This is a genomic window from Mycolicibacterium pulveris, from assembly GCF_010725725.1.
GTDB classification, from domain to species: domain Bacteria; phylum Actinomycetota; class Actinomycetes; order Mycobacteriales; family Mycobacteriaceae; genus Mycobacterium; species Mycobacterium pulveris.
Window position 1 is genome coordinate 3,613,351 of the sequence record NZ_AP022599.1, and the last position, 24,475, is coordinate 3,637,825.

Genomic DNA, 24,475 nt, shown 5'->3' on the forward strand with positions numbered 1-24,475 from the left:
GAGCGCGCCCGCGCTCGGGACCAGGCGGGTCAGACCGCCTTGCGCAGCGGCTGCTCGTCGTCGAGCTGTTCCGAGGTGTCGCCCTCAACCAGGACATCGCCGTGGTAGAGCGCGTCGAAATCAACCTTGATGACATCAGCACTGGTGTCGTCGATCCACATGTACTGAAGAGTAACCAGCACCTTTAAGGAATCATTGAGTCACGGTTCGGAATATCGTGGCAATTCTTACCGCCGGGTAGGTTCCGGGGGCGACAAGGCGTTGACCGCCGCGATTGTGCGGTCTCATACGGGCTTCCCGGCGTGTCGCGGATAAAACCGCACAATCAGGACTCCGCCGACCTAGGCGGCGGGTGCGGTGACGTGGATCGGGTTGGTGCCGTTGAGCGCGACCCATGTCAACACGGCCGCGACGACGGCCGCGACCAGCAGACCCACCGCGAGCCGCGGCGACCAGGCGGTGCGGCCGAGGAGACGGGCGTCGACCGAATGCGCCCCCGCGCCGGCGAACAGCAGCGCGGTCGCCCCGATGAAGATCAGGAACGGCGCGTTGAACGGCTGTGACCAGAACGCGGCGGTCGACACGTTGACCGCCCAGGCGTCGATCATCGCCGCGATCACCGCGAACGCCGCCAGCGGCGTCAGCACGCCCAGCAGCAGCCCGATCCCGCCGAGCGTCTCGGCGGTGGTGACCATCAGCGCGGCGAACGTGGGCATTCGCCAGCCGCCGGCCGCCATGAACTCCACCGTCGTGCCGAAGTCGAACGCCTTGATCAGGCCGGCCTGAATCATCGCCGCGCCGATCCCCACGCGAAGGATCAACAGGCCGAGATCAGTGGCGGTTGGTGCGCTCACATCGGTACTCACGTCCGTAGTCGTCATGTCGGATACGACTACCAGAATCACCTGAATTCATCGCGGCGCCGTCATGAACGATGCGGGGTACTCCGGCCGTGTCACCTACGGGCGCATTGACCCCACTGGGTTATCGCTGTTAAGTTACCCGTGCTAGCCAGCTCCGAGAACCGAAAGGCACGACGTGCTGCAACGAATCGCACAGCTGGCGCTGGCCGCGCCGCGGCGCATCCTCGCCATCGCGATCCTGGTCATGGTGGCCTGCGGAATCTTCGGAATACCGGTCGTCAAGCACCTGTCCGCAGGCGGCTTCGCCGACCCGACCTCGGAGTCCGCGCAGGCCAACCACGTGCTCGTCGACAAGTTCGGCCAAGGCGACATGGAGCTGCTGATCAGCCTCACCGACGACCACGGCGCGCTCAGCCCGGCCGCGGAATCGGCCGCCGCCGACATCACCGCCCAACTCCAGGCCTCGCCGCACGTGGTCCAGCTCGTCTCGGCGTGGACCGCCCCGCAGACGGCGGCTCCGGCGTTGATCAGCAAAGACGGCAAGACCGGGTTGATCGTCGCCGGGATCACCGGCGGCGAGACCGGCGCGCAGAGGCACGCCAAGGAACTCACCGACCGGCTGGTGTACGACCGCGGCGAGGTCAGGGTGCGCGCCGGCGGCGAGGCGATGATCTACGTCCAGATCAACGGGCAGACCGAACGCGACCTGCTGCTGATGGAGTCGATCGCCATTCCGCTGAGCTTCGTGGTGCTGGTGTGGGTGTTCGGCGGCCTGGTGGCGGCCGCGCTGCCGCTCGCGGTCGGCGGGTTCGCCATTCTGGGCTCGATGGCGGTGCTGAGGGCCATCACGCTCGTCACCGACGTGTCGATCTTCGCGTTGAACCTGACGGTGGCCATGGGGTTGGCGCTGGCCATCGACTACACGCTGTTGATCATCAGCCGCTACCGCGACGAGCTGGCCGACGGTGCCGACCCCGATCGGGCACTGATCCGCACCATGGCCACCGCGGGGCGCACCGTGTTGTTCTCGGCGCTCACCGTCGCGCTGTCGATGGTCGCGATGGTGCTGTTCCCGATGTACTTCCTCAAGTCGTTCGCCTACGCCGGCGTCGCGGTGGTGACGTTCGCGGCGCTGGCCGCGATCATCGTTGCGCCCGCGGCCATCGTGGTGGCCGGCGACCGGCTCGACAGGTTCGACGTGCGCCGGTTCCTGCGCCGGGTGCTGGGCCGTCCCGAGCCGGTGCGCAAGCCCGTCGAGCAGATGTTCTGGTATCGCTGCGCGAAGTTCGTCATGCGCCGTGCAGTGCTGGTCGGAACGGCGATTGTGGCGTTGTTGCTGGTGCTTGGCGCGCCGTTCCTCGGCGCCAACTGGGGTTTTCCCGATGACCGGGTGCTGCCGCCGTCGGCGTCGGCGCGCCAGGTCGGCGACGAACTGCGCACCGACTTCGCCGTCGACTCCGCCCGAAACGTCACCGTCGTCATCCCCGATGCCGGCAACGTCACCCCGCCCGATCTGGACCGCTACGCCGGCGCGCTGTCACAGGTGGCCGAGGTGTCGTCGGTGTCCGCGCCCGGCGGCACGTTCGTGGACGGTCGGCCGGTGGGCCCGCCGTCGACGGCGACCGGCATCAAGGACGGCAGCGCGTTCCTCACGGTGGCCAGCACCGCGCCGCTGTTCACCGAGGCCTCCGAAACCCAGCTCGACGCGCTGCGCGAGGTGAGCACACCGGCCGGCGCCGAGGTGCAGTTGACCGGCGTCGCACAGATCAACCGCGACAGCTCCACGGCGATAACGTCACGGCTGCCGTTGGTGCTCGGGGTGATCGCCGCCATCACGTTCCTGCTGCTGTTCCTGTTGACCGGAAGCCTGGTGCTGCCGCTGAAGGCGTTGGTACTCAACGTGTTATCGCTGACCGCCGCGTTCGGTGCGTTGGTGTGGATCTTCCAGGACGGCCACCTGGGTGCGCTCGGCACGACGCCGACGGGCACGTTGGTGGCCAACATGCCGGTGCTGCTGTTCTGCATCGCGTTCGGCCTGTCGATGGACTACGAGGTGTTCCTGGTGTCGCGGATCCGCGAGTACTGGCTCAAATCCGGCCGCACCCGGGCGGATAACGACGAGAGCGTCGCGCTCGGGCTGGCCCGCACCGGTCGGGTCATCACCGCCGCGGCGCTGATCATGTCGATCACGTTCGCCGCGCTGATCGCCGCCGAGGTGTCGTTCATGCGGATGATGGGCCTCGGCCTGACGCTGGCGATCCTGGCGGATGCGACACTGGTGCGCATGGCGCTGGTGCCCGCGTTCATGCACGTGCTCGGCCGGTGGAACTGGTGGGCACCCAAGCCGCTGGCCCGGCTGCACTCGCGCATCGGGATCAGCGAGTCCGCCGAGGACCGGCTGCCGGTCGCCGACCCGTCGACCCAGGTGGTCGGATCGCGATGAAACGGCGGAGGGCGCCGCGCGGGTCCGGGGAGCAGCTGCGCGAGGAGATCCTCGACGCCACGACGGACCTGCTGCTGGAGACCGGCAACGCCAAGGCGGTGTCGATCCGGTCGGTCGCGCAGCGGGTCGGGGTGACGCCCCCGTCGATCTACCTGCACTTCGCCGACAAGGATGCGCTGCTCGATGCGGTATGCGTGCGCTACTTCGAGAAGCTCGACGAACAGATGCAGAGCGTGGCCGCCGGTGCGCCCTCGGCGATCGAGGTGCTGCGCGCCCAGGGTCTGGCCTACGTGCGGTTTGCCGTGAAAACCCCTGAGCTGTACCGGATCGCGACGATGGGCGAGGGCCGGCCCGGCAGCGACGTCGACATGATGCTGAACACGTCGGCGTTCGTGCACCTGCGCAGCTCGGTGGAGACGCTGATGGCCGAGGGCGTCTTTCCGCCGGGCGATCCGGTGGCGCTGGCGCTGCAACTGTGGACGGCGGCCCACGGGGTGGCCGCGATGCTGATCTCGCGGCCGTATCTGCCGTGGGGTGACGTCGAGGAGTTCGCCGACCGAGCGCTGCGGGCGGTGGTCGTGGGGGAGATCGTCTCGGGCGCAGTCGATATCAAGACCGACCCGCAGGAAGCTGTACGCATGTTGAAAGGACTGCTGAATGAGCAACACCGTTGACAATCCGTTCTTCGCGCGGCTGTGGATGTTCATGTCCCGGCACGAGACGGAAGCGATTCAGCGGCTGCGCCGCGAGAACCTCGCGGGGCTGCGCGGGCGTGTGCTCGAGGTCGGCGCGGGCACCGGCACCAACTTCGCGTTCTATCCCGACACCGTGACCGAGGTGGTGGCCGTCGAACCCGAGCGGCGCCTGGCCGAGCAGGCCCAGCGCGCCGCCGCCGTCGCACCCGTGCCGGTGACCGTCACCGCCGACACCGTCGAGCACTATGCGGGTAGCGCGGGCGAGCCGTTCGACGCGGTGGTGTGCTCGTTGGTGCTGTGCTCGGTCGACGAGCCCGAAACGGTGTTGCGCCAACTGCGTTCGATGCTGCGTCCCGGTGGCGAGCTGCGCTGCCTGGAGCACATCGCCGGCACCGGGGCGCGCGCCCGGATGCAGCGGCTCGCCGATGCCACGCTGTGGCCGAGGCTGTTCGGCAACTGCCACACGCATCGGCATACCGAGCAGGCGATCGTCGGCGCGGGTTTCCAGACCGCCGATGCGCGCCGTGAGTGGACCCTGCCGGCCTGGGCGCCGATCCCGGTGGCGGAGTTCGCGTTGGGCCGCGCCGTCAAGTAGTGATTTGGGCGTAGTTCGTCACGGTCAGCGTGACAAAGCGCGCCGAAGTCCCTAGTTCAGGAGGGCCGGCAGCCGCTGCAGCAGGTTCGGCAGCGCTTCGACGGCGGTTTCGCGCAGCGACACCGTCGCGGCGTCCGACAGCGGGGTGCGCTCCGGGTTGACCTCGATGACCGCGACGCCGCGGGCCAGCGCCATCTCGGACAGCCCCGCTGCGGGATAGACGATCGATGACGTACCGACGACGACCACCAGATCGGCGGCGCTGACCGCCTCCACCGAGCGTTGCCACGCCTCGTCGGGGAGCGCCTCTCCGAACCACACCACGTTGGGCCGGATCAGCCCGCCGCACGGGCACACCGGCGGGTCGACGGCCTCCACCGGTTCGGGCATCTCCGGCAGATCCCCCTCGAAGGCTGAATGGCAAGCGTCGCAACGGAATTCGAACAAGCTACCGTGCAGGTGGTAGACCTTGGTGCTGCCGGCGCGTTCGTGCAGGTTGTCCACGTTCTGGGTGACGACGTGCACGTCGGCGTAATCCTGCCAGGCGGCGACGGCCAGGTGGCCGCTGTTGGGCTGCACCGAGCCCATCATGTAGTGGCGCCACAGGTACCACGCCCACACCTTCTCCGGATGCGCGCGCCAGCCCTCGGAGCTGGAGATCTCATACGGGTCGACCTTGGCCCACAGCCCCGTCTCGGCATCCCTGAACGTGGGCACCCCGCTCTCCGCCGAGACGCCCGCACCACTGAGAACCGTTACCTGCACATGTCCAAAGTAGCCGGTTTGGGCAATACTGAAGCATGTGGCGGGGTTGGCGGAGTGGGTGCGCATCGAGCACCGCGGCTCCGGCGCCCTGTTCGACCAGCTGAGAACCCAGATCATCGAGGGGATCCGCGACGGCAGGCTGCCCCCGGGCACCCGGCTGCCGACGGTGCGCGAGCTCGCCGGTCAGCTCGGGTTGGCCGTCAACACCGTGGCGCGGGCTTACCGCGAGCTGGAGGCCAGCGGCATCCTGGAGACCCGCGGGCGGTTCGGCACCTATGTGGCGCGGGTCGATCCCTCCGATGAGGCGATGGCCGCCGCGGCGCACAGTTACGTGTCGACGGCCAAGGCCTTGGGTGTCGACAAAGCCGAGGCCCTGCGCTACGTCGAAGCCGCGTTCGGCTGAGCGGTCAGCCGAACTCCAGCAGCGTGAACACCGGCCGCACCGGGTCGAACACCGGGATCCGCTGCGCTGCCCACACCAGCGCGTTGAACACCCTGCCGCGACCGGGCGGGATCGGCACGTCGTGCACGGCACGGATGCCGGGGATGTCGTGCACCAGGCCCGCCGCCTGCGACGGCGTCAGGCTGAACGGCATGGGCGGCACCCGGTAGCGCAGCGACGGCCGCAGCAGGCCACGGGTGATGCCGGACGCGAACCAGGCCGGTGGCAGGTCGAACATCATCTGCCCGCCCGGAAACCGCGTGGCGCACTCGCCGATCAACCCGAGTGCCTCCTCGGGTTGCAGGTACATCAGCAGACCCTCGGCGGTGACGAACACCCCGTGCTCGGTGTCCACGCGGTCCATCCAGCTGAAGTCCAACGCCGACTGAGCCGCCATCTGCACCCGCTCGGAGGCGGGAAGCAGTTTGCGGCGCAGCTCGATCATCGGCGGCAGATCCACTGTGAGCCAACGAAACTCATGTCCGACATCGGCGGCGTCGAGCCGGTAGAAGCTGGTCTGCAGACCCTCGGCCAACGCCACCACCGTGGCCTTCGGGTGATCTTGCAGGTAGCGGCGGGTGTGCCGGTCGAAGGCCAGCGACCGCACCGCCATGTCCTGCCGACGCGGGGTGCCGAACTTGGCGAAGTCGAAGTCGATGGAGTCCATCAACTGGATGGCCATCGGGTCGTCGAGGATGGCGTCGGACCTGCGCGCCTCGGTGGCGCGGACCTGCAGCGTCATCAGCGCGGTCTCGGACACGCCGGTCAGCACGGTGCCGTCGGCCTTCGCGGAGGGTGTTGAGCTCACCTGTCCGAATCTACCTACCGCAGGACCTTCTCGACGGTGCGCAGGTTGCGGGTGGTCGTCGAGGACTTGTAGCGCTTCTTGCTCATCGTCTTGCCCATGACCGAGCCGACGGTGGCGGTTCGGGCCACCTGCCAGTAGATGACGCCGTCGCCGCGCTGGATTCTCTCGAGGTCGCCGGCGTCGTCGGCCAGCCGGGCCAGTTCGTCGAGCACCTGCGGGTCGGTGACGAACGTGACGTAGGAGTGGTGTCCTTCGACCTCGCGCTCGAACGGGTAGGCGTCGGAGATCGCCCGGACCGTGTCCAGGTCATAGGCCAGCACCCAGGCGTCGTATCCGAACCGGTCGCGCAACGCCTTCTCGGCGCGCCGGCGGACCGCGGCCACGTCGGCGGAACTGTCCAACAGCACGTTGCCGCTGGCCAAAATCGTTCGCACATCGGTGAATCCGGCCACCTCGAGCGCTTCGGCGACGTCGGCCATCTTGAGGTTGACGCCACCCACGTTCACCCCGCGCAGGAAGGCGGCGTAGCGGGTCACGATTCGATCGTAAAGCCCGTAGGCTCGACCCATGGGACGTCATGTGTTCGACGACAAGCTGCTGGCGCTGATCGGCGGGAACTCGATGGGGGTGCTGGCCACGATCAAGCGCGACGGGCGACCGCAGTTGTCGAACGTGACCTACTACTTCGACCCGCGGGAGCTGACGATCCAGGTGTCGATCACCGAACCGCGGGCCAAGACGCGCAACCTGCGCCGCGACCCGCGGGCGTCCCTTCACGTCAGCTCCGACGACGGCTGGGCGTATGCCGTGGCCGAGGGCGACGCGGTGCTCACCTCGCCTGCCGCCGCGCCCGACGACGACACCGTCGAGGCGCTGATCGCGTTGTACCGCAACATCGCCGGTGAGCATCCGGACTGGGACGACTATCGCCGCGCCATGGTCGACGACCGGCGCGTGATGATGACGCTGCCGATCTCACACCTCTACGGCATGCCGCCCGGCATGCGATAAAAAGTAGGCGACGACGGTCCGGTCGGCGCGTAGGCTGCCAGTCATGGCTGAGTCGGCGCGCGAAGACGACACCAAACGTAAGTTCCGGGAAGCGCTGGAGCGCAAGAAGGCCAACGCCGCTGTCGGCGGTGCGCACACAGACGGCGGCGCTAAACAGCCGCGGGCGCACGGCCCGGTCGAGCATCGTCGGGAGTTTCGGCGCAAGAGCGGCTGAACGCTCGCGCCGCCACAAGCGCAGCCAGCATCACCGCCACACAGAGCAGGCCCGCATCCTTCAGGCCCCACCCGACCGAGGCCAGCGTCGCAGCCCCGGCGAGGCAGAGCAGCGCACCGACCGCGGCGCTGCGCCAACCGGGCCCCTCGACGTATCCGCCGTCCCACAGCGGCAGCGGGTCGGTCTCCAACGGGCGCAACGTGACGAACAGCAGCGCGATCACCCCGGCCATGATCAGCACCTGCAGCACCGACAGCACGACGAAGCCGGGCGCGGTGGGATCGAAACGTGGGTGGCCGAGGTAGGCGAAGGCCAGGTGCATCATCAGCAGCGCAGGCATGTGCCACAGGTACAGCGTCATCGCGCCGCTGTTGCCGATCGCGGCCAGCCACCACACCCGCGGCCGTCGCGCCCACCGGGAAATCGTCGGCGCGGCGGCAATTGCCAACGCGCACATCATGATCGCGTGCCCGGCCAGCAGCAGCGACGGCGGAGTCATGTTTTTGAGCTGCTGGGTGTCGATGCCGACCAGGCTCACCTCGTACGGCCCGAGCACCAGCAGGGCCAGGTTCACCGCCAGCATCCCCGCCGCGAGCTTCACGGCAGCGGGTGCGGTCAGCAAGGCGCGCCGATAGGCCACCGCGAGCATGCCCGGGACTAGCCAGACGAGCAGGTTGAGGTAGCCCAGCGCGGCCCAGCCGTCGACGTGGATCCGGACCGCGTCGACGACGGCCACCACCGCGTAGGTGCCGAAGACGGCGCCCGCCAACCGGGCCGTGGTGGTGATGCGGGCCAGTACCGGCACCGCGGCGAGCACCAGCACGTAGGCGCCCAGGAACCACAGCAGCTGGATCGAGACCCCGGCGATCGGCCGGTACACGTGCTCGGGCAGCACGAAGCGCAGCGCGCTCAGCGCGACGGCCCAGAAGCCGAGGTAGTAGAACACCGGGCGGTAGAGGCGGGTGCAGCGGCGCAGCAGCCAGTTGCCCCAACTGCTGCCGGGGCGCCAGGAGTCGACGCAGGCCGCCACGCCGGCGAAGAAGAACAGCGGCATGATCTGGAACACCCACGTGAGCGCCTGAAAGACCGGCGATGCGGTGAGCAGGTTACTCCAGATGAACACGTCGTCGCGCAGGGTGCTGGTGGCCATCACGGTGTGGCCGACCACCACACCCAGCAACGACACGATGCGGATGACGTCGATGGCACGGTCACGGGTGGCCGGGGTGCCCGCCTCGACGTCGGCAGGGCTCGGGAACATCGCCATGCCACCGATCGTCGGCGCCGACGCCGGCGTCGCACATGAGTAGAAGCACTCAAATCGCGGCGGTGCGGTCGTCCCGAGCCTCCCGCGCTTCTCTGGCTTCTCGCACCAGGATCGCGACCAGGCAGATGATCGACAGCACCGCGACCACGACCGCGAAAGTCACACCCGCGGTGCGCAATCCCCAGGTCTCGGCGGCCAACCCTTCGCCGACCACCGGCACCGAGATCGCCACGTAGCCGATGACGAAGTAGGTCGAGTTCACCTCGGCGCGACGATCCGCCGGGGTGCGTTCGGCGATCGCGGCGAGACCGCGGCTGAACGCGATCCCGTGCCCGACCCCGGACACCAGCCCGGCGCCGATCAGGCCGAGGAACGACGAAATCGCCAGCGCCACAGCCAAAATGACCATGCCCGCGATCAGGATCGCGCAGCCGATCGCGACCGCACGTTGCGGCTCCATGGCGCCGACGGCGACCTGGGTCACCGCTGAGGCGATGAAGATCGAGCTGGCGACCAGTCCGGCGACGGCGGAATTGTCGATACCGGCGACGTCGGCGACGAAGGACGGCGCCACCGCCATGAACAGCCCGGTCACCGCGAAGCCCGCGAAGCCGGCGATCGCTGCGATGACGAACACCGCGCGCACCTCGGCGGGCACCGACAACCGCTGGACGCCGACGCGGCCGGTGCGCTCGGAGGTTTCTGGCGCGATCAGCACGGCGGCACCTGCCAGCAGCGCGAGCACGATGTGCACCGCGAAGCTCAGCCGCAGCGGTTGCGGCGCGTACTGCACCAGCAGGCCGGCGACCAGCGGCCCGGCACCGAGGCCGCCGATGTTGGCGATGGTCGCGACCGCGGCCGCCCGGGTGCGCCAGCGCGGTGGTGCCGCCTCGATCACCGCCGCGGTCGCGGTGCCGGTGAACAGCCCCGCCGACAGCCCCGACAACACCCGGCCGACCGACAGCACGGCCACCGAGTCCGCGGTCAGGAACACCGCGGCGCTCAGCACCGCGGCCACCACGCCGGCGAGCAGGATCGGCCGTCGCCCGATGGCGTCGGACCAGCGGCCGAACCCCAGCAGTGCGAACAGCACCCCGCCGGCGTACATCGCGTAGATGACGGTGGTGGTCAGCACCCCGAAATTCAGCTGCTCGGCGTACAACGCATACATGGGCGTCGGCATCGTGGTGCCGAGCATGATCGCCGCGAAGGCGTAGGCCAGCAGCGGGAAGGCGAACCGGTTTCTGGGCACGCCGTGGTGCAACTTGGCGCGGCGAGGCGGTATTCCGGCCCTGTCGACGGCGCCGATTAGTGGCTCACCGCCTTCTCGGCCCCCACACCGGTCAGCGCACGAACCTCGAACCCGGCGTTGATCTCCGGGTCGCCCCGGTCCGGCGATGTCAACGTGCCGACGATGCCGAGCGCGAACGCGAGCGGAATCGACACGATGCCCGGGTTGGCCAACGGGAACCACGCGAAGTCGACGCTGGACAGCATCGCCGTCTTCGCCCCCGACACCGCGGGGGAGAACACGATCAGCACGATGGTCGAGATCAGCCCGCCGTACATGCTCCACAGCGCTCCGCGGGTGTTGAACCGCGGCCAGTACAGCGAGTACAGGATCGTCGGCAGGTTGGCCGCGGCGGCGATCGCGAACGCCAGCGCCACCAGGAACGCGATGTTCTGTTCGGCCGCCAGGACACCGAGGCCGATCGCCAGCACGCCGAGCACCACCACCGTGATCCGCGAGACCCGGACCTGCTCGCTCTCCGACACCTCGTCCTTGTCGTGGGCGCGGCGCAGCACGTTGGCGTAGATGTCGTGGGCGAACGACGTCGCCGCGGTGATGGTCAGCCCTGCGACCACCGCCAGGATCGTGGCGAACGCGACCGCCGAGATGATGCCGAGCAGCAGCACCCCGCCCAGCTCGAACGCCAGCAGCGGGGCCGCTGAGTTCTGCGCGCCGGGGGCGGCCAGGATGACGTCGGGCCCGACGAGCGCCGCCGCGCCGTAACCCAGCGCCAACGTGAACAGATAGAAGGCGCCGATCAGCCAGATCGCCCACACCACCGAGCGGCGCGCCTCTTTGGCGGACGGCACGGTGTAGAAGCGCATCAACACGTGCGGCAGCCCGGCGGTGCCGAGCACCAGTGCCAGCGCCAACGAGATGAAGTTGATCTGCGACGTCAGCGACGCGCCGTATTGCGCACCGGGGGCGAGCACGTCGCGGCTGGCGACGGCCTCGTTTCCGGACGCCGACACCGCCGACTGGGCGGCGCCGAGGATCTGGGAGAAGTTCACCCCGAACTTGGTCAGCACCATGACCGTCATCAACGCGGCGCCGCCGATCAGCAGGACGGCCTTGATGATCTGCACCCACGTGGTGCCCTTCATGCCGCCGATGAGCACGTAGAGGATCATCAGCACGCCGACGACCGCGATCACCACAGCCTGGCCCAGGTCGCTGGACACGTCGAGCAGCAGTGCGACCAACCCGCCGGCGCCTGCCATCTGCGCCAGCAGATAGAACAGGCACACGGCCAGGGTGGTGGTGGCCGCGGCCATGCGCACGGGGCGTTGCCGGAGCCGGAAGCTGAGCACGTCAGCCATCGTGAATTTGCCTGCGTTGCGCAGTAATTCGGCCACCAGCAGCAGTGCGACCAGCCAGGCGACCAAGAACCCGATGGAGTACAGGAAGCCGTCGTAGCCGTAGACCGCGATGGCGCCGGCGATGCCGAGGAAGCTGGCCGCCGACAGGTAGTCACCGGAGATCGCGATGCCGTTCTGCGGGCCGGTGAACGCGCGGCCGGCGGTGAAGAACTCCGTGGCGGTGGCGTTGCGCTTGCTGGCCCTGATCACGATGTAGAGCGTGACGACGACGAACAGCGCGAAGATGCCGATGTTGGTGACGGGGTTGCCGACGGTGGAGTTTTGCGCGACGACGTCGGCGCTCATGCGGTGTTGCCTTCGAGTCGGGCGGCGATGGCCTCGGCGCGCGGATCGAGATCCCGGTTGGCGAACCGGACGTAGATCCAGGTGATGACGAACGTGGACACGAACTGGCCCAGCCCGATCAGCAGGCCGACGTTGATGTCGCCCCACACCTTGACCGCCATGAAGTCATGGGCGAACGCGCCAAGCAGCACGTAGGCGGCGTACCAGATGAGGAACACCGCGCTCATCGGAAAAACGAAGCGGCGCAGCCTACTTCGTAAGTCGGCGAACTCGGGGCTGGCCTGTACGGCCACGTAATCCTGGCCGCTGATCTGGGTCACTCCGGACGAATGGTGGGTCTCGGACAAGGCGGCTCCTGACCTCGGGGTGCAACTGTGCGTGCGCCAGCCTATGAGACGTGCGTCACATCCGCCGCGTTCCCGCGTGGCCTGCGGCTCAAACTTCGCATCTAGACTGGCGGCGTGGCGAAACTGCAGCTAGTTCAAGATCCGGCGGCTGACGCGCTGCTGGAGTCCAACGCGTTCGCGCTGCTGGTCGGCATGTTGCTGGATCAGCAGTACCCGATGGAGGCGGCGTTCGCCGGTCCGAAGAAGATCGCCGACCGCATGGGCGGCGAGCTCGATCCACGCGCGATCGCCGAGTACGACCCTGAGAAGTTCGCCGCGCTGTGTTCGAAAACCCCTGCCATCCACCGTTTTCCAGGGTCGATGGCCAAGCGGATCCAGGCCCTGGCGCAGCTCGTCGTCGACCGCTACGACGGGGACGCGGCCGCGCTGTGGACGGCCGGTGACCCCGACGGCGCCGAGGTGCTGAGCCGGCTGAAGAACCTGCCGGGCTTCGGCGAGCAGAAGGCGAAGATCTTTCTGGCGCTGCTGGGCAAGCAGTACGGGGTGACGCCCGAGGGCTGGCGCAAGGCGGCCGGTGATTACGGCAAGGCCGGGTCGTACCTGTCGATCGCCGACGTGGTCGACGCGGGCTCGCTGGAGAAGGTGCGCTCGGCCAAGAAACAGGCCAAGGCCGCGGCGAAAAAGCAGGCCGCCAAGTAGGTCTTGCGCCGACACTGCGGACAGATCGCGATCTACCGCGATTTCACGATCTGTGCGCAGTCTCGGAGTCCAGCTCGGCCAGCGTCGTGATGATGCTGGCGACCACACGCCCGGTCGTGGTGCCGGTGTCCAACCCCTCCTTGAGGGTCCGCAACCGGATTCCCCGCTCGGTGAGGTGGGCGATCGTGCGGGTCACCTCGGCGGTGGTGCGGCCGAGCCGATCCAGCGCGACGACGATGACCGTGTCACCGGTGCGGGCGTAGCTCAGCATGGCGTGCAGACCCGCGCGGATGCGGTCGGCCGAATCGGACACGGTGTCGGTGAACACCCGCCGGGGATCGACGCCCGCGTCGGTGAGCGCCGTGAGCTGACCTTCGAGGTTCTGCCCGACGGCGCTTGCTGTGGCGTAGCCCAGCATGCAGGTCACGAACCTTAAGGTCTCACGATCGCCATCGGCTGGCAAAGGGGTTGCGCCCATCGAGTCGGGTCGGCGGCCGAACTGTGACCCAACGTCGACCTGCGGGACGCGGTCTAGCGGCCCAGCGGCTCACCGTCGAACCGCTCCTTGGTGGCGATCTCGGATACGGGCTTGCGGCTGAGCTTGGTGAGTTGCCGGGTCGGCTTGCCGAGGGGCAACAACGCGGCGACGGCGTAGTGGTCGGGGATGTTGAGCAGTTCCCGGATGCGTGGTTCCTCGGCCACCGCGGCGGTGGTGAGCACGCCGCCGTAGCCCTCGTTGCGGGCCGCCAGCAGGATGTTCCAGACGAACGGATACACCGATGCGCCCGCGATCAGGCCGACGCGGTCGAGATGCTGGTCGAACGCCGCGACCACGCCGAGGTCGACGCAGACGACCAGCACGACGTCGGCCCCGCGCAGCGGGGATTTATTGGGCACCTCGACAGCGGCGATGGTCTTCTCGTCAACACCGGTCGGCTGCAACGGGTTCCACGGGCTCTCCCCGTTGCGCAGTTGGGCGATGTAGCGCTTGGTCCCCGGAATCGTGCATTCGATCAGCGATTCGCGAGTCTGGCGGTCGCGGACAGCGATGACGCGGTTGCCCTGCCGGTTGCCGCCACTCGGCGCGAACCGCGCGTTGTCGAGGATGCGGATCAGGACGTGGTCGGGCAGCGGATCGCCGGTGAACTCGCGGACGGCGAATGTGGAACGCATGACGTTATAGAGGTCCATGGCCTACATCTATACGTCGGCTGCACGGGCCTGTGCCAAAGTGATCATATGAAGACGCATCTGAACTGCCCGTGCGGCGAAGCGATCACCGGCAAGGACGAAGACGATCTGGTCGAGCAGGCGCAGGCGCATCTCGCCGAGAAGCACCCCGGTCTGGAATACGACCGCGACGCCATCCTCTTCATGGCCTACTGACCCACCCTTTGTCCGCGAAATAGCATTCCGGGCTGCGTAAGGGGCCCGGACGCGACCCGGAATGCTATTTCGGCGAAAAAGTCACGGCACCACCGTGGAGCCGATCGTCGGCATGAACTGACACTGCTTCTCGGTGGTGGTGACCTGCCCGAAGATCGTCGACAGGATGCTGCCCGAGCCGGTGTCGACGATCGCGGTCAGCGTGGTCGGCCCCTCGGGGTTGATGTCGGGACGCGGCGTGAGCGTCGCGGTGCCGGACTTGCCCGTCGACAGATTCACCCAGGTGACATTGAGCGGCAGTTCCTGCTTGGCCGCGGGGCCCGGGGTGCCGACCGCGGTGAACACGTAAGCGGTCTGGCCCGGCCCCGGACCGGGGGTCGGAATCGCGGCGGGCCCGGCCACCGAGATCGCGGTGGCGAGCACGTTTCCGCCGTCCTTCAGGCAGCCGTTGCTGATCGACGGATACAGGAAGTCCTGCGTCGGCGGCGCATCCGGGCCGAACGCCGGCGTCGACGCGGCTGCGGGGGCAGCCGCCGGCGGGGGAGCATCGGCGGGGGCCGGTGCCGGGGCGGGCGTAACCGCCCCCTCAGGCGCGGGCGCGGCTTCCGGCGCAGGCGCGGGCTCAGGCGCGGGCGCGGCTTCGGGCGCCGGGGCGGGAGCGGCCAGCTCGGCCGCGTCCGGGACCGGCCCGACCGCGTGTGCGGGGTTGACGCCGGCGGGCAGATGCGCCTGGGTACCCGGCACCGCGCCGGGAGCCGGAACGTGCGCGACGAACTCGTTGACCGCCGTCGCGACCTTCCGTGAATCAGCCGGGACCACGGCGTCACCCGCGAACACCGCCGCGGCGGCCATCAACGTCGACGCGGCATTGGTCGGATCGGCGGCGGCCTGCTGAATGGCCGGGCCGATATTCTGCACCGCCGACAACCCGGGGGCTTGCAGCCCGTCGATCGGTTGCGGTGGCGCGGGTTGGGCGTTGGCCACACCGGTCACGCTGCCGAACAGCAACGTGGCCGATGAGCCGAGCGCGGCGGCGACGGTAACGAACATCGTCCTAGATGACATGGTTCCCCCAAGCTGTGGTGGTCGTGGTCCGGTCGTGGGCTACCGTCGCCGCCGCTCCGTCAGGGCAGCGCCGAGAGCGGGGTGAACACCGGCGGAAGGCTCGCGCCAGGGGCAGGGGCCGCCGCGGGTGCCAGAGCGGCCGGCGCCGGAGCCACCGGCGCGGTCGCCGGTGCCGCGGTGGAACCAGGAGCAGGCAGCAGACCCACCAACGGTGTCCCCTCGGGCAGCAGCGACGCCAGGCTGGTCGGGATGGTGGTCAGCAGATCCTGCGGCGGCAGCGCCGTGGCCGTCGGCGGGACCGCGGTGGGCGCCGCCGGCATGCCGGGCAGGTTCGACGGCGGCTGCGGCAAGGTGACCGACGCGGTCGCCGACGGCGTGGTGGCTGTCGGTGCGGTCGCCGTCGCGGAAGGAGCCTGCGCGCTGCCGAGCAGGGACGTGACGCCCTGCATGATCTGCGACGCGGCACCCGGATTGGTGGCGAGTTGCTGAATGAACGGCAGGCCCGGCACGCTGGGCGCGGGCGCGGGCGCCGCCGGCTGGGCTCCGGCGGTGGCGCTCAGCGCGAGCGCCGCAGAAGCCGCCCCGGCAGCAGCGATCGTCGAGGTCGCGAACAGTTTTGCGATCTTGTGCATGGTTTATCCAATCCGTTGTGGGCACGCCTCCGCCCGAAGCTAGGCCTGTTACTACTGAGGCTTGTGTGACACGTGGGGCGTTTATTCAACCGTTACGGTTGCGAAGGGTTTTGGTGACCACCGATCGACGCTGGATAAAGTCGGACGGATCGACATAAAAAGCGCTCCACCACCGACCGCGTCGCGCATCGCAGCCCGACTGGCCGCCGCGGCGCCGGTCGTGCTTCTGCTCAGCATCGCCGCGCGGCTGGCGTGGACCTACCTGGTGCCCAACGGCGCCAACTTCGTCGACCTGCACGTGTACGTCGGGGGCGCTGGAACGCTGGACGGCCCCGGTGGGCTTTACGACTACGTCTACGCCGAGCAGACGCCCGACTTTCCGCTGCCGTTCACCTATCCGCCGTTCGCCGCGGTGGTGTTCTACCCGCTGCATCTGGTGCCGTTCGGGGTCATCGCGTTCGCGTGGCAGCTCGGGACCATCGCCGCGCTGTACGGCGTGGTGCGAATCAGCCAGCGGCTGTTGGGATCCGGTGACCGGCGCGTCGCAATGCTCTGGACGGCCGTCGGCATCTGGACCGAACCGCTGCGCAGCACCTTCGACTACGGACAGATCAACGTGCTGCTGGTGCTGGCGGTGCTGTACGCGGTCTACAGCACGCGATGGTGGCTGTCGGGGCTGCTGGTGGGCCTGGCGGCGGGGATGAAGCTGACGCCGGCGATCTCCGGGCTGTACTTCCTCGGCGCGCGACGCTGGGGTGCCGCGGTGTTCTCGGCCCTCGTCTTCTTTGCCACCGTGGGGGTTTCGGCGCTGGTGATCGGCGAACCGACGCGGTACTACTTCACCGAGCTGCTCGGCGACGCCGATCGTGTCGGCCCGATCGCGACGTCGTTCAACCAGTCCTGGCGTGGCGGCATTTCGCGAATCGTCGGCCACGACGCGGGATTCGGGCCCGCGGTCCTGATCGCGACCGCGGTGACGGCGGTGTTGGCGATCTTCGCGTGGCGCGCGATCGGCGGCGCCACCGACCGGTTGGGTGCGATCCTCGTCGTGCAACTGTTCGGTCTGCTGCTGTCGCCGATCTCGTGGACCCACCACTGGGTGTGGTTGATTCCGCTGATGATCTGGCTGCTGCACGGCCCGTTGGCAGACCGGCTGGGCGCGCGGATCCTGGGCTGGGGATGGCTGGTGCTGACCTTGATCGGAGTGCCTTGGCTGCTGAGCTTCGCCCAGCCGACCATCTGGGACATCCCCCGCCCGTGGTACCTGGCCTGGGCAGGGCTGGTGTACATCGTCGCGACGCTGGCGACTCTTGGGTGGATCGCCGCTAGCCGACGATCGCGTTGATCTCGCGGGCCATCTCGACGTCCTTGTCGGTGATGCCGCCCTCGGAATGCGTGACCAACGCGAACGTCACTGTCCGCCAACGGATATCGATATCGGGGTGATGATCCTTCTCCTCGGCCTTCCCGGCGACGCGCCGTACCGCGTCGATGCCGTCGAGGAATGCGGGGAATTTGATCGAGCGACGTAGGGCACCGTCGGCTCGTTCCCAGCCGGGAAGGTCGGGCAGTGCGGCGTCCACTTGTTCGTCCGTTAACACAGCCATGGTTTCGACCGTATACCGTCACCAGCGATGCGAAACCAGATCGTCGTCGCCGGTGCGCTGATCTCCGGTGCCTCGCTGCTGGTCGCCCAGCGCGCCCGGCCGCCCGAGCTGGCCGGGCTGTGGGAGCTGCCCGGCGGCAAGGTCGCCCTCGGCGAGACCGACGAGACGGCGCTGGCACGCGAACTGCACGAGGAGCTCGGCGTCGAAGTGTCGGTGGGCGCGCGCCTCGGCGCCGATGTCGCGCTCAATGCGACGACGACGTTGCGGGCCTACCGCGTCACGCAGACCGGCGGCACCCTGCATCCCAACGACCATCGCGCATTGCGCTGGATCGGCGCCGACGAGCTCGACGAGCTGGCGTGGGTGCCGGCCGACCGGACGTGGCTGGCGGAACTCCGGGAAGCATTGGGCTGAGGGCGCCCCGCTGAGTCACCGGCGCCGTGCCCGCTTGAACACCTTGACCAGGTCCTTACCCCGGACGCCGTGCCGCTCGGCCTTGCGCACCTTCGCGACCACCACAGGGCAGCGCTTGCATCGCGGGTTGCTGTCGCAGCACTTCTTCTTCGGTTTGAGGGCGGCGATCTTGCTGGCCTTCAAGTGAGCTGGCTCTCTCGTTTTCGCGATGGGCGGTTTGCGCTGGGACAATGTCTGACGTGAATTTTCGGAACGTCGCCATCGTGGCACACGTCGACCACGGCAAGACGACACTGGTCGACGCGATGCTGCGGCAGTCGGGGGCATTGACGCATCGGGGCGACGACTCCACCGAGCGCATCATGGATTCCGGCGACCTGGAGCGGGAAAAAGGCATCACGATCCTGGCCAAGAACACCGCCGTGCACCGCCACCACGCCGACGGCACGGTGACGGTCATCAACGTCATCGACACCCCGGGGCACGCCGACTTCGGCGGCGAGGTCGAGCGCGGGCTGGCCATGGTCGACGGCGTGGTGCTGCTGGTCGACGCGTCCGAGGGGCCGCTGCCGCAGACGCGGTTCGTGCTGCGCAAAGCGCTCAGCGCGCACCTGCCGGTCATCCTCGTGGTCAACAAGACCGATCGGCCCGACGCGCGCATCACCGAGGTTGTCAACGCCAGCCACGATCTGCTGCTCGACGTCGCCGCCGACCTCGACGACGACGCGCAGAAGGCCGCCGAACACGCGCTGGGCTTGCCGACGCTGTACGCCTCCGGTCGCGCCGGCGTGGCAAGCACCGTGCCGCCGGCCGACGGCCAGATCCCCGACGGGGACAACCTCGACCCCCTGTTTGACGTTCTGCTGGAACACATTCCGCCGCCCAGCGGGGACCCCGACGCACCGTTGCAGGCGCTTGTCACCAACCTCGACGCGTCGGCGTTCCTCGGTCGCCTTGCGCTGATCCGCATCCACAACGGCAGGTTGCGCAAGGGCCAGACCGTGGCGTGGATGCGTCAGGTCGACGGCGCGCCGGTCATCACGAACGCGAAGATCACCGAGTTGCTCGCCACCGTCGGCGTCGAACGCAGCCCCACCGATGAGGCCGTGGCCGGCGACATCGTCGCGGTGGCCGGGCTGCCCGAGATCATGATCGGCGACACGCTGGCCGACCCCGAGCACGCCCACGCGCTGCCGCGCATCACCGTCGACGAGCCGGCCATCTCGGTGACGATCGGCACCAACACCTCGCCGTTGGCGGGCAAGGTGTCCGGGCACAAACTCACCGCCCGGATGGTGCGCAACCGGCTGGATCAGGAACTGGTCGGCAACGTGTCGATCCGCGTCGTCGACATCGGCAGGCCCGACGCCTGGGAGGTGCAGGGCCGTGGCGAGCTGGCGCTGGCCGTGCTGGTCGAACAGATGCGCCGGGAAGGCTTCGAGCTCACGGTCGGCAAACCCCAGGTGGTCACCAAGACGATCGACGGCAAGCTGCACGAGCCGTTCGAGGCGCTGACCATCGACTGCCCCGAGGAGTTCGTCGGCGCCATCACCCAGCGGATGGCCGCGCGCAAGGGCCGGATGGAGGAGATGGCCAACCACGCCGCGGGATGGGTGCGGATGGACTTCATCGTGCCCAGCCGCGGGCTGATCGGGTTCCGCACCGACTTTCTCACCGAGACGCGGGGCACCGGGATCGCCAACGCCGTGTTCGACGGCTACCGGCCGTGGGCGGGTGAGATCCGCGCCCGCCACACCGGCTCGCTGGTGAGTGACCGCTCCGGGACGATCACACCGTTCGCGCTGATCCAGCTGTCGGATCGCGGGCAGTTCTTTGTCGAACCGGGCGATGACACCTATGAAGGCCAGGTCGTCGGGATCAACCCGCGCGCAGAGGATCTCGACATCAACGTCACTCGGGAGAAGAAGCTGACGAACATGCGTTCGTCGACCGCGGATGTGATCGAAACCCTCGCCAAGCCAATCCAATTGGATCTCGAGAAGGCGATGGAGTTCTGTAGTCCCGACGAATGTGTCGAGGTCACACCGGAAGTGGTCCGGGTGCGCAAGGTCGAGCTGAACGCCGCTCAGCGACTGCGCGCCAAGGCCCGCGCCAAAGCCCGGGGCTAGCCGTCAGCGCTGGGCGTCGAACACACCGGTGGCGGTCAGCTCGTCGACCATGATCTTCGCCATCAGCTCGGCGCGTTTCTCGCAGGCCAATCGGGCGGCGTCGGGGTCGCCGCGGCGGATCGCCAAGATTTCCTCCTCGTAGACCGGTCCGAAGTCCGTTCGGTTGCCGGGGTACTTCCAGAAACTGTTGGGCACGAAGCTCTGTGACGCGCGAATCGCCGCCTGCAGCCGCGGACCGGCGTACTCCGCGTTGAGGATGTTTCGGTAATCCCAACATGCCTGTTGGAATTGCAGCGAGTCCGCCGCCTCCCGGAACGCCCGCAGTGAGGAGTCGAGGTGGGCGAGGATCCGCGGGGTCGGGTTGGTCGCCGCCCTCGAAGCGACGACGCCGGTGAGAATGCCGTACAGCTCGTGGTGTTCGCGGACGGTCGCCTCGTCGAACCGCTCCACGAACGCGCCCCGGTGATAGCGCGTGGACAAAATGCCGTCGTGCTCGAGCTGCAGAATGGCTTCCTGCACCGGGATGCGACTCAGGCCGAGTTCCTTGGTGATCTTGGTGCGGTCGATCCGGTCCCCGGTGCGCAGCCGACCGCTGAGGATCATGTCGATGATGTGATCGACCACCTGATCCTTTTCCTTGACCCCGTAAACCTTCGGCATTTCACGATCCCCCAGGAGTAGCTGAGCAAGTTTCTCACCCTCGGGCCGACTTTGCGTCCCCAACGTCACCGAAAACGGGATTGCACCCCGTGCCGATACCCTGAACACCGTGCCGGGACCCGTACGCGTCATTGTCGCGATATCTGCGCTGGTGGCAGCGGTAGCGGCGTGCACGGTCAGCCCGCCGCCGGCGCCCCAGAGCACCGACACCACCGAGGTGGCGGCCCCGCCACCACCTCGGCTGACCCAGATCATCATGGCCATCGACTGGATCGGACCCGGTTTCAACCCTCATCTGTTGTCCGACCAGTCCCCGGTCAACGCGGCGATCAGTTCATTGGTGCTGCCCAGTTCGTTCCGCCCGATCCCGGACCCGAAGAGCCCGACGGGCTCGCGATGGGAACTCGACACCACCCTGCTCGAATCGGCGGAGGTGACCAACGAGGATCCGTTCACCGTCACCTACAAGATCCGGCCCGAGGCGTCCTGGACGGACAACGCCCCCATCGCCGCCGACGACTACTGGTATCTGTGGCGGCAGTTGGTCAGCCAGCCCGGGGTGGTCGATCCCGCAGGCTATGACCTGATCACCGGCGTGCAGTCGGTGGAGGGCGGCAAGACCGCGGTGGTGACCTTCTCCCAGCCGTATCCGGCGTGGCGCGAGCTGTTCAACGACATCCTGCCCGCCCACATCGTCAAGGACATTCCCGGCGGTTTCGCGGCGGGACTGGCGCGGGCGCTGCCCGTCACCGGCGGACAGTTCCGGGTCGAGACCATCGACCCGCAGCGCGACGAGATCCTGCTGGCCCGCAACGATCGCTACTGGGCTCAGCCCGCCAAACCGGATCAGATCCTGTTCCGCCGCGGCGGCGACTCCGCTGCGCTGGCCGACTCGATCCGCAACGGCGACACCCAGGTGGCCCAGGTGCACGGCGGGGCCGCCGCGTTCGCGCAGCTGTCCGCGATCCCCGACGTGCGCACCGCCCGCATCGTCACCCCTCGGGTCATGCAGCTGACGCTGCGGGCCCAGCAGCCCGCACTCGCCGACACCCAGGTGCGCAAGGCGATCCTGGGTCTGCTCGACGTCGATCTGCTCGCCTCGGTCGGCGCGGGTGACGACAACACGGTGACGTTGGCGCAGGCGCAGGTCCGCTCGCCGTCCGATCCTGGCTATGTGCCCACGGCGCCGCCGGCGATGAGCCGGGACGCGGCGCTGGAGCTGCTCTTCGACGCCGGCTACAAACTCGAGCCGAGCCAGCCCCCCTCGCCGGCCCCAGGCGCGCCGGCTCCCGACGAGGGCCGCGGACACATCACCAAAGACGGCGTGCCGCTTACCCTCGTACTCGGCGTGGCGGCCAACGATCCGACGTCAGTGGCGGTCGCCAACACCGCCGCCGACCAGTTGCGCAATGTCGGCATCACCGCGTCGGTGCAGGCGCTGGATCCGGTCGTGTTGTACGGCGAGGCGCTGGCCAACAACCGCGTCGACGCCGTGGTCGGATGGCGCCAGGCCGGCGGTGATCTCGCGACCGCGCTGGCGTCGCGCTACGGCTGTCGCGCGCTGCAGGCCACCGCGGTGGCGACGGCCCCCGAGAACCCAACCCCGGCACCGCCCACCAGGGGTGAACCGACCGAGCCGGCCACGACCGCACCGCCGCCGGAGCCGCCGTCGACCACGCCGACCGCCACGACCGCCGCACCGAGCCCGGAACCGCAACCGGAACCGGGTGAGCTGGTGCAGGCGCCGAGCAACATCACCGGCATCTGCGATCACAGCATCCAGCCGAAGATCGACGCGGCGCTCGACGGTGGGGAGGACATCGGCGACGTGATCACCGCCGTCGAACCGCGGTTGTGGAACATGGCGACCGTGTTGCCGATTCTGCAGGACACCACGATCGTCGCCGCGGGGCCCAGCGTGCGCAACGTCAGCCTGTCCGGTGCGGTGCCGGTGGGCATCGTGGGCGACGCCGGCAACTGGATGAAGTCACCGCAGTAGCCCGAGCCAGGTGACCGCCGAGTGTGCGCAGATCGGCCCCCGTCCGCGGGGGAGGGGGGCCGATCGGTTCCGCGGGCTACTCGCTGTCGGAACCACCCCTCGAGTCGCTGCCGCTGTCACTCGAGTCGCCGCTGCTGTCGGCGCCACTGCTGCTGGGGTCGGTGTCGTCGGCGGCGTCGGAGTCCGCAGACGAGTCACCGCTCTGAGTGCCGGAACCCGCACCGGTGGTGTTGCCCGGAGTCACCTTGTTGCCATCGGTGAGATCAGTTCCGCCGCTTGCCAACTCGGTTTCCTCCGTGGCCGCGGAATCATCGGTCTCGGCTTCCTCGTCGACGGCGGACTCGGTGGCCTCGTCGGCTGTTGCTTCCTCTTCCGTGACGTCTTCCTCGCTGGCATCGGTCGCCGTTGACGCGCCGTCCTCATCACCGCCGGCTCCCGATTCCGTGGCAGTCTCGACTGCGACAGCGTCTTCAGACGCCGCGGTGCTCGTGGACGCCGGGGTGACGTCGAGGCTCACCGTCCGGGCCGCCGAAGTCGCGGTCGCCGTGATGGCCGCCGTCTCCGCCGTCTCGGGCGTCGCCTCAGTCTCGGTTTCGGTTGCGGCCGCGGCCGTGGGCGGTGTGATCGCGTCGAGGATCCTGTCGCGAATACTCACGATCACGCCGATGGCGCCGCCGTTCGGGCCGATCAACCCCGGAAAACCATTGGCGGTATAGCCGTTGATCACACCGTCGAGGATGGTGGCCGGTGCGTTGATGAACGCGTTGACCACGCCGTTGAAGTCGCCTGCGGCGAAAGCGTTTACAGCGTCCTGTACCGCCTCCGCGGTGGCCTGGAAAAGGCCGAGCGGCGGACTGATCAGACCGATCCCGAGCAGAGGTATTGCTTGCGGGATGACGTTGATGACGGCCACCAGATTGTTGATCGGCGTTTGCAATGGCGGTAGCAGCGGCAGCGCGGCCAGGATGACGCCGGTCGACAATATTTCGGCGGCCTCTTGGAACTGTCCAGCGGCCAGTTGTTCAAGAGCCCTGTCGAAGGTAGCCGGGATACCGATGGGGTTGCTCGCCTCGAACAAGCCGTGTATCGCTGAGCCGAGATTCTGGACCATGGTGAGTTGGTTCACCGCGATCTGCTGCAGAATCGGCGCGATGCCTTCCTCGAAGATGTCGTTGTAGAGGAATCCCAGATTGGCCAGGGTGTTGTCCAGCAGCTCAGCGTATGTAGCGGTCAGGGTTACCGGCGCGGAGTAAACCGTTGCTGCACTCTCAGGAATATCCGTTGCGGGCGGCGCTACCGGCGATACTGCAATGACGCCGGCGCTAATTAATGCAACACCTGTGGTGACGGTTGAGCGAACAGCGACTTGCATAGTCATCTCCTTCTGATAGCGCCGGTGACTGAGGCTTCACGGGAATAGTCAGAAGCGTAGAGCAAATAGATGTAAATCGAAAGTGCAATGGGCTCTTAGAGTTTCGT

General features: G+C 68.2%; 29 protein-coding genes. 12 read left to right on the forward strand and 17 right to left on the reverse strand.

The genetic code is table 11. From position 1 onward, the window contains the following. Positions 1 to 29: 29 nt before the first annotated feature. Both G6N28_RS27320 and G6N28_RS17530 read right to left on the reverse strand, forming a co-directional pair. Positions 30 to 161 carry a hypothetical protein gene (locus G6N28_RS27320; RefSeq protein ID WP_128110767.1) on the reverse strand — a complete coding sequence of 44 codons (132 nt, stop codon included), beginning with the start codon at positions 159 to 161 and terminating at the stop codon, positions 30 to 32. Positions 162 to 341: 180 nt separating this feature from the next. Beyond that, positions 342 to 881, reverse strand: a complete 540-nt coding sequence (locus tag G6N28_RS17530; RefSeq protein WP_163902413.1) for a DoxX family protein — start codon at positions 879 to 881, stop codon at positions 342 to 344. Between the two features lie 157 nt (positions 882 to 1,038). Here G6N28_RS17530 and G6N28_RS17535 point away from each other — a divergent pair, with 157 nt between their 5' ends. The 3 genes from G6N28_RS17535 to G6N28_RS17545 are packed head-to-tail and all read left to right on the forward strand — an operon-like array spanning position 1,039 to position 4,596. Beyond that, positions 1,039 to 3,306, forward strand: a complete 2,268-nt coding sequence (locus tag G6N28_RS17535; RefSeq protein ID WP_163902415.1) for an MMPL family transporter — start codon at positions 1,039 to 1,041, stop codon at positions 3,304 to 3,306. Next, positions 3,303 to 3,980 (forward strand): TetR/AcrR family transcriptional regulator, encoded by a 678-nt coding sequence (locus G6N28_RS17540; RefSeq protein WP_163902418.1) that lies wholly within the window; start codon positions 3,303 to 3,305, stop codon positions 3,978 to 3,980. Before G6N28_RS17535 ends, G6N28_RS17540 begins: the two co-directional genes overlap by 4 nt. Next, a complete protein-coding gene (locus tag G6N28_RS17545; RefSeq protein WP_163902420.1) occupies positions 3,964 to 4,596 on the forward strand; it encodes a class I SAM-dependent methyltransferase in 633 nt (210 codons plus the stop codon). Before G6N28_RS17540 ends, G6N28_RS17545 begins: the two co-directional genes overlap by 17 nt. Before the next feature lie 51 nt (positions 4,597 to 4,647). Here the strand turns inward: G6N28_RS17545 and G6N28_RS17550 are convergent, their stop codons facing one another. Next, positions 4,648 to 5,361: an NAD-dependent deacylase gene (locus G6N28_RS17550; RefSeq protein ID WP_163902422.1), complete on the reverse strand. Its 714-nt coding sequence runs from the start codon at positions 5,359 to 5,361 to the stop codon at positions 4,648 to 4,650. 37 nt (positions 5,362 to 5,398) lie between these two features. On the opposite strand from G6N28_RS17550, the gene G6N28_RS17555 reads away from it, so the two are divergent. Then, complete coding sequence (locus G6N28_RS17555; protein ID WP_163902424.1) at positions 5,399 to 5,764, forward strand: Rv1152 family transcriptional regulator; 366 nt, start codon at positions 5,399 to 5,401, stop codon at positions 5,762 to 5,764. Between the two features lie 4 nt (positions 5,765 to 5,768). Here G6N28_RS17555 and G6N28_RS17560 read toward each other — a convergent pair whose 3' ends face one another. Both G6N28_RS17560 and G6N28_RS17565 read right to left on the reverse strand, forming a co-directional pair. Next, a complete protein-coding gene (locus tag G6N28_RS17560) occupies positions 5,769 to 6,611 on the reverse strand; it encodes a class I SAM-dependent methyltransferase (RefSeq protein ID WP_163902426.1) in 843 nt (280 codons plus the stop codon). Between the two features lie 14 nt (positions 6,612 to 6,625). Then, a complete protein-coding gene (locus G6N28_RS17565; RefSeq protein WP_163902428.1) occupies positions 6,626 to 7,147 on the reverse strand; it encodes a DUF1697 domain-containing protein in 522 nt (173 codons plus the stop codon). Between the two features lie 31 nt (positions 7,148 to 7,178). Here G6N28_RS17565 and G6N28_RS17570 point away from each other — a divergent pair, with 31 nt between their 5' ends. Beyond that, positions 7,179 to 7,622 carry a PPOX class F420-dependent oxidoreductase gene (locus tag G6N28_RS17570; protein WP_163902430.1) on the forward strand — a complete coding sequence of 148 codons (444 nt, stop codon included), beginning with the start codon at positions 7,179 to 7,181 and terminating at the stop codon, positions 7,620 to 7,622. Between the two features lie 43 nt (positions 7,623 to 7,665). Further along, complete coding sequence (locus G6N28_RS17575; RefSeq protein WP_163902432.1) at positions 7,666 to 7,836, forward strand: DUF5302 domain-containing protein; 171 nt, start codon at positions 7,666 to 7,668, stop codon at positions 7,834 to 7,836. Here the strand turns inward: G6N28_RS17575 and G6N28_RS17580 are convergent. The 4 genes from G6N28_RS17580 to G6N28_RS17595 are packed head-to-tail and all read right to left on the reverse strand — an operon-like array spanning position 7,772 to position 12,405. Next, positions 7,772 to 9,103 carry an acyltransferase family protein gene (locus G6N28_RS17580; protein ID WP_163902434.1) on the reverse strand — a complete coding sequence of 444 codons (1,332 nt, stop codon included), beginning with the start codon at positions 9,101 to 9,103 and terminating at the stop codon, positions 7,772 to 7,774. The genes G6N28_RS17575 and G6N28_RS17580 overlap by 65 nt on opposite strands. A gap of 49 nt (positions 9,104 to 9,152) precedes the next feature. After that, positions 9,153 to 10,355 carry an MFS transporter gene (locus G6N28_RS17585; RefSeq protein WP_264072851.1) on the reverse strand — a complete coding sequence of 401 codons (1,203 nt, stop codon included), beginning with the start codon at positions 10,353 to 10,355 and terminating at the stop codon, positions 9,153 to 9,155. A 56-nt stretch (positions 10,356 to 10,411) separates the two neighbouring features. After that, entirely contained in the window at positions 10,412 to 12,058 is a 1,647-nt protein-coding gene (locus G6N28_RS17590; protein ID WP_163902436.1) for a monocarboxylic acid transporter, read from the reverse strand. After that, entirely contained in the window at positions 12,055 to 12,405 is a 351-nt protein-coding gene (locus G6N28_RS17595; protein WP_163902438.1) for a DUF485 domain-containing protein, read from the reverse strand. Before G6N28_RS17595 ends, G6N28_RS17590 begins: the two co-directional genes overlap by 4 nt. 114 nt (positions 12,406 to 12,519) lie before the next feature. Between G6N28_RS17595 and G6N28_RS17600 the strand changes: the two genes are divergently transcribed. After that, positions 12,520 to 13,104, forward strand: coding sequence for an HhH-GPD-type base excision DNA repair protein (locus G6N28_RS17600; protein WP_163902441.1), 585 nt, complete (start codon positions 12,520 to 12,522; stop codon positions 13,102 to 13,104). 43 nt (positions 13,105 to 13,147) lie between these two features. Here the strand turns inward: G6N28_RS17600 and G6N28_RS17605 are convergent, their stop codons facing one another. Further along, complete coding sequence (locus G6N28_RS17605; RefSeq protein ID WP_163902443.1) at positions 13,148 to 13,531, reverse strand: recombinase family protein; 384 nt, start codon at positions 13,529 to 13,531, stop codon at positions 13,148 to 13,150. A 104-nt stretch (positions 13,532 to 13,635) separates the two neighbouring features. Beyond that, complete coding sequence (locus G6N28_RS17610) at positions 13,636 to 14,295, reverse strand: nitroreductase family protein (protein ID WP_163902445.1); 660 nt, start codon at positions 14,293 to 14,295, stop codon at positions 13,636 to 13,638. Between the two features lie 48 nt (positions 14,296 to 14,343). Here G6N28_RS17610 and G6N28_RS17615 point away from each other — a divergent pair, with 48 nt between their 5' ends. Next, on the forward strand, positions 14,344 to 14,490 hold the full coding sequence (locus G6N28_RS17615) for a DUF1059 domain-containing protein (RefSeq protein ID WP_163902447.1): 147 nt from the start codon (positions 14,344 to 14,346) through the stop codon (positions 14,488 to 14,490). Positions 14,491 to 14,571: 81 nt separating this feature from the next. Here G6N28_RS17615 and G6N28_RS17620 read toward each other — a convergent pair whose 3' ends face one another. Beyond that, positions 14,572 to 15,555: an Rv1157c family protein gene (locus G6N28_RS17620; RefSeq protein WP_163902449.1), complete on the reverse strand. Its 984-nt coding sequence runs from the start codon at positions 15,553 to 15,555 to the stop codon at positions 14,572 to 14,574. 59 nt (positions 15,556 to 15,614) lie between these two features. Further along, the gene (locus tag G6N28_RS17625; protein WP_163902451.1) at positions 15,615 to 16,187 is read right to left on the reverse strand and encodes a hypothetical protein; all 573 of its coding nucleotides are present in this window, start codon (positions 16,185 to 16,187) and stop codon (positions 15,615 to 15,617) included. A 130-nt stretch (positions 16,188 to 16,317) separates the two neighbouring features. Here G6N28_RS17625 and G6N28_RS17630 point away from each other — a divergent pair, with 130 nt between their 5' ends. Beyond that, the gene (locus G6N28_RS17630) at positions 16,318 to 17,532 is read left to right on the forward strand and encodes a mannosyltransferase (protein ID WP_163906362.1); all 1,215 of its coding nucleotides are present in this window, start codon (positions 16,318 to 16,320) and stop codon (positions 17,530 to 17,532) included. Here the strand turns inward: G6N28_RS17630 and G6N28_RS17635 are convergent. Then, positions 17,513 to 17,794 (reverse strand): 4a-hydroxytetrahydrobiopterin dehydratase, encoded by a 282-nt coding sequence (locus G6N28_RS17635; protein ID WP_163902453.1) that lies wholly within the window; start codon positions 17,792 to 17,794, stop codon positions 17,513 to 17,515. The genes G6N28_RS17630 and G6N28_RS17635 overlap by 20 nt on opposite strands. Before the next feature lie 27 nt (positions 17,795 to 17,821). Here G6N28_RS17635 and G6N28_RS17640 point away from each other — a divergent pair, with 27 nt between their 5' ends. Beyond that, complete coding sequence (locus G6N28_RS17640; protein ID WP_163902455.1) at positions 17,822 to 18,208, forward strand: (deoxy)nucleoside triphosphate pyrophosphohydrolase; 387 nt, start codon at positions 17,822 to 17,824, stop codon at positions 18,206 to 18,208. A gap of 15 nt (positions 18,209 to 18,223) precedes the next feature. Here G6N28_RS17640 and G6N28_RS26760 read toward each other — a convergent pair whose 3' ends face one another. Further along, on the reverse strand, positions 18,224 to 18,391 hold the full coding sequence (locus tag G6N28_RS26760; protein WP_170307903.1) for a hypothetical protein: 168 nt from the start codon (positions 18,389 to 18,391) through the stop codon (positions 18,224 to 18,226). A gap of 56 nt (positions 18,392 to 18,447) precedes the next feature. Here G6N28_RS26760 and typA point away from each other — a divergent pair, with 56 nt between their 5' ends. Then, entirely contained in the window at positions 18,448 to 20,337 is a 1,890-nt protein-coding gene (gene typA / locus G6N28_RS17645) for a translational GTPase TypA (protein WP_179962104.1), read from the forward strand. 3 nt (positions 20,338 to 20,340) lie between these two features. Here typA and G6N28_RS17650 read toward each other — a convergent pair whose 3' ends face one another. Continuing rightward, the gene (locus G6N28_RS17650) at positions 20,341 to 20,997 is read right to left on the reverse strand and encodes a GntR family transcriptional regulator (RefSeq protein WP_163902459.1); all 657 of its coding nucleotides are present in this window, start codon (positions 20,995 to 20,997) and stop codon (positions 20,341 to 20,343) included. Positions 20,998 to 21,106: 109 nt separating this feature from the next. On the opposite strand from G6N28_RS17650, the gene G6N28_RS17655 reads away from it, so the two are divergent. Next, entirely contained in the window at positions 21,107 to 22,996 is a 1,890-nt protein-coding gene (locus G6N28_RS17655) for an ABC transporter family substrate-binding protein (RefSeq protein ID WP_163902462.1), read from the forward strand. 76 nt (positions 22,997 to 23,072) lie between these two features. Here the strand turns inward: G6N28_RS17655 and G6N28_RS17660 are convergent, their stop codons facing one another. Continuing rightward, entirely contained in the window at positions 23,073 to 24,368 is a 1,296-nt protein-coding gene (locus G6N28_RS17660; protein ID WP_163902464.1) for a hypothetical protein, read from the reverse strand. Positions 24,369 to 24,475: the final 107 nt, after the last annotated feature.